This window comes from Candidatus Defluviilinea proxima (genome assembly GCA_016721115.1).
Taxonomy (GTDB): domain Bacteria; phylum Chloroflexota; class Anaerolineae; order Anaerolineales; family Villigracilaceae; genus Defluviilinea; species Defluviilinea proxima.
In genome coordinates, this window is the sequence record JADKIW010000001.1 from 947461 (window position 1) to 962295 (window position 14835).

The following is a 14835-nucleotide window of genomic DNA, read 5'->3' on the forward strand; positions in this document are numbered from 1 at the left end:
TTCGATTCGGTCAATTCAGAGTCAGGGCAAAATGCTATTTTTTCCCGTTTCGCGTCGGGTAAACAGGAAAAGCAAGCAATTCCGACAGCTTTTGCACGCCTTCCGGGCTTGCAACTGCGATAATCTCATCATTTTCCTGCAATGTGCTGTCACCACGTGGCAGGGTCATCTCCCCGTCTCGGATGATCGCCGCAATTAGACAGTGCTCAACAAGTCCTAGGTTCCTGATCTCGACACCTATGGCTTTAGCACCCGCGGGCACCTTCTCCTCCACCACTGAATAACGTCCGCGGCGGATCTTGAAGAGTGTCATCATATCGCCCAATGACATTTCTTCCTGGATCATGTGCGCCAACACATCGGAGGAATTGAGTGCAACATCCACCTTGAACTTCTCGTTGAAGAGCCAGGCATTGTTCGGGTTGTTGATGCGCGCAATCGTACGCGGCACATCGAACATTGTTTTGGCAATAAAACATATCGCCAAGTTGAGAGCATCGTTACTTGTTACTGCCGCAAGTACATGGGCATCCTTGGCACCAGCTGCTTCCAACACTCTTGGCTCAATAGGATGACCTTCATAGATCACTTCTGTGGGAAGTTCCTGGTGTAAATGCGAAAGTAATTCATGGCGATTTTCAATCAGACGAACCTTCTGATTCTCATTAATCAACAGGTTGGCAAGACGTGCCCCCGTGCGCCCACCGCCTACAATCAGTACAAACATAGTTACGCCTCCGCCTTTACAGATAGACGTGCTGTCAGCGCTCCAATACCATCGAACGTAGAACTGACATTCAGCAAGTCGCCGGTGTGAAGCTTCGCACCCATATCAGGCAGGCATGAGCGACCTGCCCTTGTCAAAGCGACCGGACAGCACTCTTTAAGCGAATCCAATAACTCGCCTAAAGTACGGTCGTTCCATTCTTCAGGGATACGAACCTCATAGATTTCTACTTCACCGTTCCCGGCAGAATAAACAACTTTTTCTTTGGGGTTGATCAACATTTCTTCCACACGTTGCGCTCCCCAAGTGGTGGATCCAACGGTCTGCAATCCAAAAGCCTCGATCACACTGCGCAAACTGGGATCGTAGTTCCGCGCGACCACCACAGGCACATTGAAAAATTCACGTGCCGCATGAGAGACAACAGCGTTTAACGCATCCGAATTTGTGACAGCCGCCAACCCATCCGCTTCACGGATACCGGCGCGTTCGAGCACGTTTTCAGCCAAGCCTTCACCTTCCAAGGTGCGCCCACGAAAATCGGGGTGAAGACGATTGAAAGCCTGACGATTGCTATCCACAACCACAACCTGATGACCGCTACTGAACAGATGGTATGCGAGTTCCGCGCCAACGCGGCCGCAACCAACAATAATAAAGTTCATAAGGTTTACTCCTTCTCTTCTTTGTGTACATGATAGGGCACGTCTGTGACGACGACCCCGTGTTTGTTTAATAGTTCTTGACGTAACACATTAGCCGTACGCATGTGCAAAGCATTATGCCAACGTTTGGATGGCATGAATTGCGGAACAACGATGGTGATCGTCTCATTCGGCTGGCGTTGACCTATGATCTCTTCCAGATATTCCAACAATGGTTCGATAAAAAGGCGGTATGGGGAATCGAGAATAACGAGACGGGTACCGTCTCCCCACATTTTCCATTTTTTCTGAACCTTTTCCGTCTCTGCAACATCCAGTGAAATATGCACAGCCGTCACATCATCAGAAAGAAGCTTGGCATAACGCAACGCATCCAATGTTCCCTGATGCACGCCAGCGACCGGCAAGATCACACGATGACGAGTCTGCCTGGTAGGCAAACCTTTGAACTTATCGAGGGTAAGGTGCTTGGCTACATCTTTATAATGGCGGTGGATCGTAAAGAACAGTGAAACCAATAAGGGGATGATGATCAGGATGATCCATGCACCCTCACGGAATTTGGTGACAGCAAAAACAACCATCACAATAGCAGTACAGACAGCGCCAAATCCATTGACGAACATCTTAAAGCGCCACTTCTTGTCAGGATGTAAGACCGATCCTGTTTCAACGATCTTCTCGCCTTCCTTCAATTGACCGATCTTCTTCCAGCGAATTGCCATACCCGTCTGGGAAAGGGTAAAAGAGAGGAAGACACCGATCGCATAAAGCGGAATCAGTAAAGTAACACTTGCTTTGAAGAGGATGATAAGAATAGACGCGATAATGGAAAGTGTAACGATACCGTTGGAATAAACCAAACGGCTCCCACGGAAAGTTAACTGTCGGGGAAGAAACCCATCGGAAGCTGCTAATGCACTCAAACGAGGAAAGTCAGCAAAGGCAGTATTAGCGGCCATGAGAAGGATGACTGTGGTCGCGGCAATAGTGGCAAGATACATCGGTCCTCGCCCGTCAAATATGGTACGGGTCAATTGCGAAACGATCGTCTCTTCCTCGGAGAATACGCCTCCGATCTTGCCTGTCAGGAAGGAGATGCTGATAAAGAGCGTTCCTAAAATGATGGACATCCAGATCAAAGTAATACCGGCATTGCGACTGCGCGGTTCTTTGAATGCTGTAATACCATTCGAGATGGCTTCCACGCCTGTTAGTGCTGTGGTTCCATTTGCGAAAGCATGAAGCAATAAGAACGCACTAATGGGCGCAAGCGTTTCGGTAAGATGCATCATTGGTGGGTCAATAACCGTCCCCAAGGAGCCAGTGAAATAACGGAACAAACCGGTGCCCACTGTAATGAACATCATCGCGATAAAGAAATAGGTAGGAATCGCGAATGCAGTCCCTGATTCTTTTACGCCACGCATATTGATAATCATAATAAGGAGGACGGCCGCTACAGCGATCTCTACACGGTATTCATCCAGAGACGGATAAGCTGACACGATCTGCGCGACACCCGAAGAAATGGACACCGCTACGGTCAGGATGTAATCCATCAACAGCGAAGCGCCAGCCACCTGAGCGTACGATTCTCCCAAATTATCCCTGGAGACAATATACGCGCCGCCTCCGCCCGGGTAGGCATGGATCGTCTGTTCATAAGAGATCGTTACGATCATTAACAGGATGACAATCGCGATTGAGATGGGGAAGACATAGCCGAATGCCGCTGTGCCTGCCACAGTCAACACACCTAATATTTCTTGTGTGGCATAGGCAGTCGACGATAATGCGTCAGACGCAAAGACGGCAAGGCCGACTCTTTTACCAATCGTCTGATGTGGCGCATCGGCTGTGGATAGGGGGCGCCCAATGAGCCAATGACTCAAGGAGCGCGGCGGCTGATAATCGCTCTGCCGCCGCATGATTTCGGTTTGATTGTTTTCAGGGGTTAGCATTTTTTCTCTTACTGCTTACAAAAATAGCCCTCGCAAAATGCGAGGTGTGACGGTCATTATAGTCCAAATTCTAAAAACAGGATTAGCCTAAAAAATCTGATAAGCAAATTTGACAACAAAATAACATACAGCATAAACCCTTAACAGCCACCAAGGGTTCGCTGTTTTTTGTTATCCGGGCTGGTTTTCTTTCGTCTGCTTAAGAGGAATGAGCAGGAAGAACGTGCTTCCCTTGCCCAATTCACTTTCCACCCAAACCTTGCCGCCGTGTCGCTCCGCAATGGATTTCACGATCGCAAGGCCCAAACCTGTGCCGCGTTGCGCCAACGCTTCACGGTTCGTACCGCGATAGAACTTTTCGAACAAACGCTTCATATCATCTTTCGGGATGCCGATACCGCTATCTTTGATCGCGAAGGTCAAGGTCTCCGGTGTGGACAGCAAATTGACCATCACCTCGCCACCATTGGGCGTGTACTTGATGGCATTCTCAACCAGGTTGTACACGGCTTGATGCAACAAAGCCTGGTCGGCCTCCACCGCGTGAGGCAAATCTTTGGGGAGTTCCACAGAAAGGGAAATCTCTTTCGCCGTCGCATGCAGTTGCAAACCGCCGGTCACACGCTCGATAATATCAAGCACAGGGATACTTTCCAACTGTAAGCCCACGCCAAATTCGATGCGCCCGAGGTCAAGCAGGTTGCTGACAAGTTTCGCCATGTTATCCACACCCTGCACGATCATCTTGATGTAAAGTTGTTGATTCTCGTTCAGCTCACCGGCCATCTCCAGCATGGTGGCGTACCCGCGCATGAGAGTCAACGGCGAACGCAGATCATGGCTCACCGTGGACACGAACTCAGATTTCAAGGTGTCGATCTCTTTGAGTTGCGTCACGTCGCGCATGATGCACACACGTCCAACCGTGCGGTCTTCAGCGACCATGGCAGAAGCCGTAGCAAGATAGGTCTTGCCGTTCGGCATGTTGATCTCGGAGGTGCGTCCATCCTCGGATGACGCTTGCAACAAGTCATACAGCGGCTTGATCTGAATCGTCCTTTGCAGGTCTTGACGTTCGCCACGACGGATCGTGATGCCAAAAATATGACTCGCAGCCGGGTTCGCCAAAATCAAACGGTTGGACGCGTCGGTCACTAACACCGGGTCTGGTGTGGAGTTAAGAATTGTTTCCAGCTGACGGCGACTCGCTTCGACCGCCAGGAACAAGCGGATGTTGGCAACAGCCAACGCCGCCTGAGATGCCAGCGTGGTGATGAAACGGATATCCGATTCAGTGAAGACACGTTGTTTTTTATACGCCACCCACAACACACCGAAGTAACGGTTCTCATGCCGCAAGGCAATGGCGGATAAGGATTCGGGGTGAGGAAGATTGGGGTCAATATCCAGGCCGCGGTTACGGGAAAGAGCCGCCATCACGAGTCGATCCTGCTGTTGCGTGAGGGCAAGGATCTGATGGTCCAGATGCATGTACGAATCTTTTTCAGGCCCACTGGAATACCGGAAGGGGATCTCAACCAAGCCGGGGATCATATCGCGCGAAAGGACAACACGTGCCGAACTCGCTCCGCTCTCCACGAGGGCCTTGAGGACGGCATCGAGTGCTTCATCGAGTTCGAGGGTGGAGGCAACTCCCTGACTGGCAACCAACAATCGATTCAGTTCATCGAGGCGGCCTTGCAAGCTGACACGCATCTGTTCGAAGGCACGACGCAACTCACCGACCTCATCCACACCGCTGGTGGTCTGAAGCGGACGATCTAATTTACCTGCGGCGATATGTTTGGCTTCGGTGGCAAGGTTTTGTAATGAGCCGGTCACAACGCGCAGACTCAAACGCAACGAGAACAACGCGAACAAACCGAGCAACACGATCATAACTGAGATCGGCCACGCGATCTCAATGGCGATCTGTTGAGTCTCTTGCGCAGGGACAGTCAATACAATGGACCAGGGGTGACCGGGCACCGGTTCAAAGTAGACCAGTTGTCGGGTCCCATTTGCGGCGGTTTCTTGAAAGAAACCTTGTTGTTCGGGGCGGCCACCTTGATATTGAGTCATCACCTGCGATGTTTGTGGGTGATAGAGAATGAGTCCCTGCTCATCGATGAGAATCCCTGAGCCGTTCACTTCCTCCAAGCTATTCAAACTACTGACAAGGGAACGCATATAAGGATTTGTTTGCAGGTCTGTCCGTGCGACCAACACGCGTGTATCTCCCGGCAATACAGCGAGGAACGAAATCCGTGCGGCACCACCGCTGGCATCAGGCGGGATCGAATACATTTGATTCGGTACGCCTTGTGCGGTGAGCACAACTCCCGTCTCTTCCTGTGCGGTCAACTGTGGAGAAAAGTCAGCGGGATAACTTGCAATGATAGAACTGGCTTGCAGGTCATACAAGATCAATTGATTGAAATAAGGGATCGACTGCATCTGCTGACCCAGCAACGCAGAGACATCAGTCGTAGAAGGATCATTCAACTGCGGATCAGAAGCGATCTGACTCGCGAGATTCTGCCCTGCTTCGAGGAAGAATGGGACACTCTGTGAGCCGACCTGCGCTACGCTGGAGAGACGTTCCTCCAACAGGTTGCGCGCAGCGCGGCCAGCGATGACCCAGTCACCGAACAACAGCGTGACCAACAAAATGGAAATGATGGTGCCAGTGCCGGAGAGGAAACGTGTCTCTATGCTTTTTTCTGCGGGCGAGGGTTGCAATGACCCCAAGCCACCCCATTGCACAGGGAAAGCAACTGCAACGATCTGCGCCACGAGACCTGCGATCAACATCTCGCCGCCGAAAGCCAACGCCACCACACCGGCATTGCTGATCGCGTAATCCAGTCGCTCCGTCACAGACGCAAAAGAGGACACGGTAAAGAACGCGCTCACCACGAACAACAACACGTGTGGGATGATCAAACTCAACGCGCCCACGAGGGCTGTCGCATTAAACGATAGAAGGGAGTACGATATCGTTGCCGCGCAAAGACCGAGAACAGTGCGGCCATCAAACCGAAGTCAAGAAGTGTGAAAAAGTTGTGTGTATCCCACACTCCGCGCAACAACCCACTGACCATGCCCAATGCCGCCGCGGCAATCGGTCCCAGCCAGCCGCCCGCAAGGATCCACGGGATGGCAGAGAAGAGCATCAGCCGCGAACCGGGGGGTTCCTCGGGCAAACCCGGCCTGGGCAACATGGGCGTTGAAAATTTCAAACCAAAGAACAATGCACCGAAAATAGCCGTCACAAGCAATGCGACAAATATCCCCCATGTCCGTCCAGTCCACTCCACCTGATAATTTCGCCAGCCGTATAGCGCCAACCCAAGTAGCCCTGCGAACCCAAACCATACCAGCCACCCCGCCAATGGAATGGGATTCAAGTAAGGCAGGTTGGTCAACAACGACGCAATGAACTGCATAGAGGGAGATTATAGCGTTAATCCGTACAGGGAGAAGGTGGACTTAACGTTTTGACAGGTTTTTCAAGAAGTGACAAACGACACGTGAAATGGACCGGGGGATGGTTGTATTATTTCAAAGGTGGTTTAGTTCTTTACTCTTTATTTACTCAAATTCTAAATGTCGATTGCTTCTTTCCATGTGTTCAGAAAAGGGTATATCGTGAGAAATTCCAAATCAGGCATTATTCTGCAGGCAAGTATTTTGTCACTGCTATTCTTTCTGGGGGCATGTGCTCCTGTGAAGGTAACCCCAACTGCCGCTCCCGAGGCAGACAAAAGCCGCTACACCACAGACCTGGAATTCATTGCCCAAGCTCCCCGGACGATCATGGATACTCATCACAAGGCCGTTCAGGATCTGTGTGTTGAACGGCTAACTCAACTAGGTTACAAGATGGAGACACCAACATGGAATCGTTTCACGAATATATAGATGAATATAGAAAGCAAATGAAAAAAGGGGTGATTAGCAAGGCGTATAAAGGGTTAATGGAGTACATCCTGTATCTAAAGACATATTTCCAAAACAAATACCCTGACCATTTTGTGTCGGGAAGCATTTATTTTGGATACATGGACATGACCTATTTTTCTTTTTACCCAAAATCATTGGGCGATAAAAAATTAAAAATAGCGGTCGTATTCCTTCACGAGTCAATGAGATTTGAAGTTTGGCTGGCGGGAGCCAATAAACAGGTCCAATCCAAATATTGGAAGCTGTTCAAGGAAAGTAACTGGAATACCTATCACCTCGTACCAACCACAAAAGGCGCCGATTCAATTCTGGAGCACATAGTAGCAGACAACCCCGATTTTCATGACTTGGACACATTAACAAAGCACATAGAAAAAGAAACCGTGAAGTTCATCAAGGATGTTGAGAACTTCCTGTCAAAGTAAACCTTTCGCAATGGATAAATGGTATGCAAGAACAAAAGCGCATCTTCGGATTGTCGTCCATCAACTTCGTTATTTTCCTTGCCGCCTTGGTGAAATTCGCTATTCATCTGTATAGTGCCCCAGGATATGGTTTCTTCGGTGACGAGTTTTATACCATTGCATTGAGCCGTCATTTGGCTTTCGGGTATGTGGACCTGCCGCCGCTCGTTCCGGCATTGATGGCACTCAGCCGCGCAATACTGGGGGAATCATTGTTCGCTATGCACATCGTTCCAGCGCTCGCTGGAGCAGGGACATTGGTGTTCATATGCATGATCACAAAAGAGTTCGGAGGCAAAACATTTGCTGTGACGCTGGCCGCGCTGGGGTTCATCGTCGTTCCCATCTGGCTCAGCGTTGACTCGGTCTTTTGTTACGACAGCATCGACCAGTTGATACTGTCTGTTTTTCTGTACACGCTTGTTCGATTTCTACGCACAGGGAATCGCAAACTCTGGATCCTTCTGGGGATGATCGCAGGTATCGCCTGCATGACCAAGATGACCATCCTGTTTTTAGGGCCGGGCTTTTTGGTCGCATTGTTGGCTTCGAAATATCGAAAGGATCTGTTGACGCCCTGGCCGTGGCTGGGAGCGGCGCTGTGCGCGATCATCGTCTCTCCCTATTTGCTATGGCAGTATGCCAATGACTGGCCCACGCTCGAATATTGGACAAACTATGGGACGCACCGAGTCTATCAGGCGTCTCTTCCCCAATATCTGGTGAACGTTCTTGTTTACATGCACACGCTTCTTTTGCCCTTATGGCTGGCCGGACTATATCGGATCTTTCGCCGCCTCGATGGTGTGGACTACAGCTTCTTGGGAGTATTCTTCGTAGGTGCATTGGGGACGTTGTTTACCATCCACGCCTCCGCAAGAATGCTCGCGGAAGTGTTCATGCCACTCCTTGCAGCAGGTGCCGTATTTATAGAAGAGTTATCTGATCGTGCCCAATGGCGAAAGTGGATGCGAGTCAGCGTCACGATGTATCTGTTAGCCGCAGGCGCTGTCTCCATCCCACTCTGTCTCCCCATACTGCCGGTAGAACAATTACTGTCCTTCAGCGACTCATTCAAGTCCATGATCCCGCCGGTGAAAGAATTCAACGGTCAGACGTTCCGAGTCTCACCAGCCATCTTTGGCCGCCTGGGATGGGACGAAATGATCCGTGATGTAGCCGATGTATACAATGAACTTCCACAGGAAGAGCGCGCAGTAGCGGGCATCTACGCGGAATGGTACATGCCCGCCGGTGCGATAGATCACCTGGGACCACAATATGGCCTTCCTCACGCCGTCAGCGGATCGTTGACCTACTATCTCTGGGGGCCGGGGTATTCCTGGGACACGATGATCATCGTCGCAGGCAAAATAAACTATCTGGATCTCTTTTTCAAAGAATGTGAAATGAAGAGGGAAGTGCAATACAAGTATGACATGTCATTTGGCAAACTTTATATTCATGTGTGCAGAAAGCCTGTCATTCCCCCCGATAGGATTTGGCCCACGATGAAATCGTATCGGTAGGTTTCTATAGTGACACAATGAATTGCTTATAATAGATTTTTTCGAGAACAACTATAGTTTAGTAAATTTTTATTTTTAGCCGTATAACACTCCATTTTGGGGATTAGGCGGCGGCCGTCTATAATCCGTTATACTGCGGCCGTATAATCACTAGTTAGCTGGCTTGAGCTAGTATGTTGTGTTGTGAGGGCAAAAAACCGTATCGCTTTGCAAATCACACTTTACTTTTCGTAGATAAGAGAACTCAGTGAAGAAGACACGCGAGATAGATTTTTTCACGACCTTGAAAAGAATTTATGCCTCTGGTTGGCTATTTTTCTTTAGCCTTCTCTTGTCGTTCATCGGTGGTATTTTGGTAGTTAATTTTCATGCTGCTATAACTCCAGAACAAGCGCCAATGCAGGGATACCCCCCGCTGCCCATCGGCTGGGAGGCTGGTGTATTCAATCATGGCGAGTACATTCATTGGCTTACAATTCAAAAGCATCCGATTCTCTACGCGATTTGTTTGGTCATACAATGGGGTCCAGCGATCATTTGGGCACCAATGATGATAAGATTCTATATTAAATCAAGACGAATGTGAAAATATTGGTGCACACATACAGAACCATGCACGAAATTCACTGGCTGAGTATAGTGAAGACGCCAGCTAACACAGCGTGCAGCGGACGGCGGGGAGTCTGCGCCTTTTCAAGCATTTTTCTGGCTTCGAGCTTTTTCTACATCTCAAACCTTTTCCTGCCCCGCCCGCGTCCGCCGCTAACGCAAACCGTTAGGCGGCAAAGCCAACAGCATCTAACCAATAAAACAGTAAACTAGAGAAACATGCAAATAAAATTATCAACTTCGATACGCCGTTTTATTCTTTTAGTTTTAGGTGTGTATATTTTCTTGGTAGTATTGGTTATAAGCATTTCAGCATTATCTAATTCGCTTAACATCCCACAAGTGGGAAATCGATTATTACAAGTGGGACTTGCTCTCTTTGTGATTAGCTGGCTTATCCTTGGCTCAAGCGCCGATAATGCCAAAGATGTTTTCAGAAGTCCACAGATCCGAAATGATAGTCTTTTCAAGCAACGTCGTAAGCGGCAACGCCCACTTGAAATGGCGCTCTGGGCGATAATAATCGCTACAGCTCTTGTCGCTCTTACAGGCTTTCTATCAGTATATGCTGTGAATCTAGGTTTACTTTTGGCCTAGTTTTTGTTGTGATTTTCAACTGGAGATTGGTATGGTTCGTTCAAAGTTGCACAGAAAATAAGGCTTAAACTCGTGGAGTTGTAGGGTTTGTCAAAGTCAGGAGTCTTCCAGTTGTAAGAGACGCCGAACAAAGCACCCCGTAAAAGCATCGAGATAATGCAACAACTGCCTTGAATCTCAAGGCAGTTGTTTTTATTTACCCACCCCTATACTTCCCTCGATACCCCTCCGGCAACAACACCGCCAGGGACTCCATGATCTGTTCCGTCCCTTCTTTCAGCATCAGTTGACGGTTATCGTTCTCTTTTAGATAAAACGGTTTTCCTACCGTCAATGTGACCTTTGCACGCTTCCACTTTTTCATCGAACCATAAATATTTTCGTTCTCCGTTCCGGTCATCGCCACAGGGACAATGGCCGCACCGGACTTCATCGCGAGGAAGGCGGCGCCCTCCGTCCCATCTTCGAGGCCGCCGGCCACAGATTGACGTCCTTCCGGCGCGAGCGCGATAAACCGTCCCTGAGATAAACCTTCGAGCGCGGCGCGCACAGCTTTACGGTCCGGCCTGCCGCGATGCACCCAGATGACTCCGTAGGCACGTAGGGCCGGTCCCGCCAGCCAGTCTTCATTCAATTCGATCTTGCCCATCCCATCAATGTTGGCAGGGATGGATGCGGCCAACAGAACAGCATCCGCATCGCCGAGGTGGTTGATGGTTATTAAAGCCGGTCCATGTGTGGGGAAGTTTTCCACTCCGCTCACTTTCGCATTCGTCAAAACGAACACAATCAGTTTCGCGAACCCGCGCGCCAAAAAGCGAAAGACCCTGCGAGGCAGGGTCAACTCTGGTAATTTGACGAGGTCGGGCCGCCACCAATCAGTGACGGGTTTCGGCTCAGGGGAGGATGACGGAGTCTGCATACACGCCGCGATATTCTTCGGGCAACAGCCCGGCCAGATGACGCATCACAAGGTCTGCATTTGCCTGACGTGCTTCGTGTTTTTCTTTCCCCTTGGCTGTGTTCTCCGGCAAGGTGATGGGCTTGCCTATATTCATGACCAACGAGGGCCGGTCACCATGTGTAGCACGATGCCAGAAATCCTCGGTCGTGCCGATCAAGCCCACCGGCAGAACAGGCACGTTCGTTTGTTCAATGATATAAGCCACGCCGGGTTGGGCACGTCGCATTGCAGTGACGTGCGAACGTCCGCCCTCGGGCGCGATCAACAACGGATACCCGGCATTAATGACCGAAATGATCCGCGCGAACAAGGTGCGGTCATATTCGCCGCGATGCACGGGGATGACACCATAGATCTTCAACACCTGTCCTTGAACAGGTTTGCTGAACACATCTGATGCACCAATGATCTCCAACTCTTCAGGCCAGAACGAGCCCGCAAACGGAGGATCGAAGATCGAGACGTGATTCATCGCGACTACATACGGTTTTCCATACGGGATATTTTCTTTGCCTGTGATCTTTACATTTGCCAATACATGAAAAATCCCCCGAAAGACCGCCTTCACCACCGGGCGGCTCAACTTGAACTTCAACGGAACGCGATACACATCACTCATTTGCACAAGGCCAACACCTTTTCAAAGACTTCGTCCGCGTTCATTTTATCAGAGTCGATCACCACCGCATCATCCGCCGCACGCAACGGGGCCACATCGCGCGTCGAGTCGATGCGGTCACGTTCGATCACCTTCGCAAGAATATTTTCATAGTTCACGTCCGCACCACGCGCGCTCATCTCATCAAAACGCCTCTTCGCACGTTCCTCGGCGGAGGCATCGAGATAGATCTTCAAATCCGCTTCGGGCAACACCACTGTGCCAATATCACGTCCCACCATCACAACCTTGCCGCGCTGACCGATGCGTCTCTGTTGTTTGCTCAACGCCGCCCGCACACCGGCATATGCTGAGACGACTGACACGTTGGCATCCACTTCCGGCAGACGCGTTTCCCACGTGATATCTTTTCCTGCCACAAAGACATCGCACGCGCGTCCATCCGACTTTGAAGCTGGTTCCACATCAATGGGCATCGATTCCGCTAAAGCTGTGACCGCGTCTTCATCCTTCACATCAAGGCTGTGATCTAACGCGATCCACGTCACAGCGCGATACATCACACCCGTATCGAAGAAGAGATAACCAAGCGTTTCAGCCACCTTCAACCCCAAAGTGGATTTCCCCGAAGCGGCGGGGCCGTCTATTGCGATAATGGCTGGTACAGATTTATTTGTCATATATATTTTTCGTTTCCATTCAAACGCCGAAGGCGTGAAATGATTGTAGGAATAAAATGCCGTGTGATGAACCCTGAAGGGGTGTCATGGCTTTGCACAAATCATGTCATCCCTTCGGGATTATTCGCCGGTGTCATCTGGTCTACAATCCTGCCATCCCTTCGGGATTTGACCATTTTGCAAAGATTTTTTCTTCGCGCCCTTGGCGGGCTTTGCGGTTTAGAAATTTACGGTTGTGTGTCTTGACGTGCGTCAGGGAACATGTCATCACGTGCCCAAAGGATGATGGTCTCTGTATCGCGCGGGAGTTGACGATATACGGCCCAACCAATCCAAGCCTGAGGTTGGATCGTATCCCACAACGGAGCCTGTCGCCACGTGAAATCCTGTCCGCGATAGGCAGATGGTAAGCCCAACTCATTCATCAATGGCGTGATGACGATGGGCGGCGCATTCAACGGGTCAAGCACGGAAACGACTTTCACTTCATGGTTCCGCAGTGCCCATTCAAGCGCAGGAGATTGAATGCCCATGATCGTCACCGGCTGCGAGTCGATGTGTCCACTGCTCAGCATGGAAATATCGTTCACGGAGGCGGTCAGTAATTTAGCCTGGGTGGGCGGTTGATCTGGGGACCATAATTCCACACCGGTCGGCAAGCGGACTCCGCTTGCACTCCAGGCCGCGCCGAGGGCATAGATACCGAGGAACAACGAGAACGACCAGGTCGTACCGAGCCGAGCCGTGCGCGCAGACCATCCCAGCGCAACAAGGATGATACAAACGGCAAGGATCAACGAAGCCCCGATCAACACGATATAGCGTGGACCCAAAGGCAGGTTAACGCTTTTGTTGAAAAGGTTCAACGGTGTGGTGGTGAACTGTTCATAGGGGTTCAATCCAATATTCGCAACATTGAACCAGATATAGATCAACAGGATCAAGATCGCCCCGGCCACCACACTGACTTCCACGCGTTCATCGAGGAAAATATCAAAGCTTTGCGAAAGTTCACGCGCGGCAAGCACAAGCAGCGGAATGATGACCCACGCCAATTCACTCGTCTGACGATAGAAGATAGCCACCAACAAGGAAACTCCCAACCAAATACCCCAGCGAATGTAGCGCAGGCTTTGCAAACGAATGCCGCGGATCAATGCGAAGATGGCGAGGAAGATCCCCAATATTTCATAACCGACGAAGGTAATGAGCATGCGCGATGGAGTGAAAACAGAGGGGGCCGTCCAGCCCTTGAGGTAGGCCGGGATCGAGTTGAACAATGCGCTGAGTCCATGTGGAGTGGTGAGGAAGAGCGTGCCAGCAAGGATGAGCGTGGAAATGAGTGCAATGATCGCGCTTCGTATATCGGGCATCACATCTTGTTTTGCGTTGCTCTTCATGCCCTGCCAAAAGAGGAAGGTTATACCAAGCATCAGAACGCCGGACCAGATCGAAGGTCCAGAGAGAAGCGCAAGACCAGCGAAGATACCGGCTGGGATGGCGCGTCCATTAATCCACATGCCCCATGCAAAGAGCAGGAAAGTCACAGCAAAGATGGTGCCGCTGGCTTGACGTGAAAGGGCGGTCAGGCCGGGGTCGAATGCAAAGAGAAAGGCAAGAATAAGTGCGGGACGAGGGTGAAGTCTTTCACGGAAATAGTAGGGCGCGAAAACGAGTAAGCTCCCCACAAGAGCAGGGGCGAGGCGCGCCATAAAGTTCGTGCTTTCAATGACGAGGAAGAGAATGCTGGTAAAGAGTATGTACGCGGGTTGTGGGCCAAGCAGGGTTGCCTTACCTTGCGCGATCTGCAATGCCTGCAACGCGAACTGTGCTTCTGAATCGGCAAGGGGAGCGGCGCCGAGTTGAACGAGGCGAAAACCGAGGGCGAGAAGAAAGGCCAGCCCATATAGCCAGCCTTCGTATTTGAGTCGGGAGGAGTTCATAAGGGTATTTTACCTGTATTTATTCTATGCGAGACGGCGCTTCGACTTCGCTCTTCCCTATCAGAGTTTCCGTCCTGAGCGGAGGGCAGAGCGATCTTTGCGAAGCCC

General features: G+C 50.6%; 14 protein-coding genes. 5 read left to right on the forward strand and 9 right to left on the reverse strand.

Annotation, left to right across the window (positions count from 1 at the left end; translation table 11 throughout):
* Nucleotides 1–34: 34 nt before the first annotated feature.
* From IPP66_04455 to IPP66_04475, 5 genes are all read right to left on the reverse strand, one after another.
* Nucleotides 35–727, reverse strand: a complete 693-nt coding sequence (locus IPP66_04455; GenBank protein MBK9924524.1) for an NAD-binding protein — start codon at nt 725–727, stop codon at nt 35–37.
* Nucleotides 728–729: 2 nt separating this feature from the next.
* Entirely contained in the window at nt 730–1392 is a 663-nt protein-coding gene (locus tag IPP66_04460; protein MBK9924525.1) for a TrkA family potassium uptake protein, read from the reverse strand.
* Nucleotides 1393–1397: 5 nt separating this feature from the next.
* Entirely contained in the window at nt 1398–3356 is a 1959-nt protein-coding gene (locus tag IPP66_04465) for an APC family permease (GenBank protein ID MBK9924526.1), read from the reverse strand.
* Nucleotides 3357–3527: 171 nt separating this feature from the next.
* Nucleotides 3528–6302, reverse strand: coding sequence for a HAMP domain-containing protein (locus tag IPP66_04470; protein MBK9924527.1), 2775 nt, complete (start codon nt 6300–6302; stop codon nt 3528–3530).
* A gap of 2 nt (nt 6303–6304) precedes the next feature.
* Nucleotides 6305–6805, reverse strand: a complete 501-nt coding sequence (locus IPP66_04475) for a hypothetical protein (GenBank protein MBK9924528.1) — start codon at nt 6803–6805, stop codon at nt 6305–6307.
* 202 nt (nt 6806–7007) lie between these two features.
* Between IPP66_04475 and IPP66_04480 the strand changes: the two genes are divergently transcribed.
* The 5 genes from IPP66_04480 (at nt 7008) to IPP66_04500 (ending at nt 10521) form a co-directional block, all read left to right on the forward strand.
* Complete coding sequence (locus IPP66_04480; GenBank protein MBK9924529.1) at nt 7008–7280, forward strand: hypothetical protein; 273 nt, start codon at nt 7008–7010, stop codon at nt 7278–7280.
* Complete coding sequence (locus tag IPP66_04485) at nt 7256–7747, forward strand: hypothetical protein (GenBank protein MBK9924530.1); 492 nt, start codon at nt 7256–7258, stop codon at nt 7745–7747. Before IPP66_04480 ends, IPP66_04485 begins: the two co-directional genes overlap by 25 nt.
* 23 nt (nt 7748–7770) lie before the next feature.
* Complete coding sequence (locus IPP66_04490; protein ID MBK9924531.1) at nt 7771–9315, forward strand: glycosyltransferase family 39 protein; 1545 nt, start codon at nt 7771–7773, stop codon at nt 9313–9315.
* Between the two features lie 247 nt (nt 9316–9562).
* Nucleotides 9563–9901 (forward strand): hypothetical protein, encoded by a 339-nt coding sequence (locus IPP66_04495; protein MBK9924532.1) that lies wholly within the window; start codon nt 9563–9565, stop codon nt 9899–9901.
* A gap of 242 nt (nt 9902–10143) precedes the next feature.
* Nucleotides 10144–10521 carry a hypothetical protein gene (locus tag IPP66_04500; protein MBK9924533.1) on the forward strand — a complete coding sequence of 126 codons (378 nt, stop codon included), beginning with the start codon at nt 10144–10146 and terminating at the stop codon, nt 10519–10521.
* A gap of 196 nt (nt 10522–10717) precedes the next feature.
* On the opposite strand, the gene IPP66_04505 is transcribed toward IPP66_04500, so the two are convergent.
* From IPP66_04505 to IPP66_04520, 4 genes are all read right to left on the reverse strand, one after another.
* Entirely contained in the window at nt 10718–11443 is a 726-nt protein-coding gene (locus IPP66_04505) for a 1-acyl-sn-glycerol-3-phosphate acyltransferase (protein ID MBK9924534.1), read from the reverse strand.
* Complete coding sequence (locus tag IPP66_04510) at nt 11418–12104, reverse strand: 1-acyl-sn-glycerol-3-phosphate acyltransferase (GenBank protein ID MBK9924535.1); 687 nt, start codon at nt 12102–12104, stop codon at nt 11418–11420. The genes IPP66_04505 and IPP66_04510 overlap by 26 nt, the downstream gene beginning before the upstream one ends.
* A complete protein-coding gene (locus IPP66_04515; protein ID MBK9924536.1) occupies nt 12101–12784 on the reverse strand; it encodes a (d)CMP kinase in 684 nt (227 codons plus the stop codon). The genes IPP66_04510 and IPP66_04515 overlap by 4 nt, the downstream gene beginning before the upstream one ends.
* A 227-nt stretch (nt 12785–13011) precedes the next feature.
* Complete coding sequence (locus IPP66_04520; GenBank protein MBK9924537.1) at nt 13012–14727, reverse strand: hypothetical protein; 1716 nt, start codon at nt 14725–14727, stop codon at nt 13012–13014.
* Nucleotides 14728–14835: the final 108 nt, after the last annotated feature.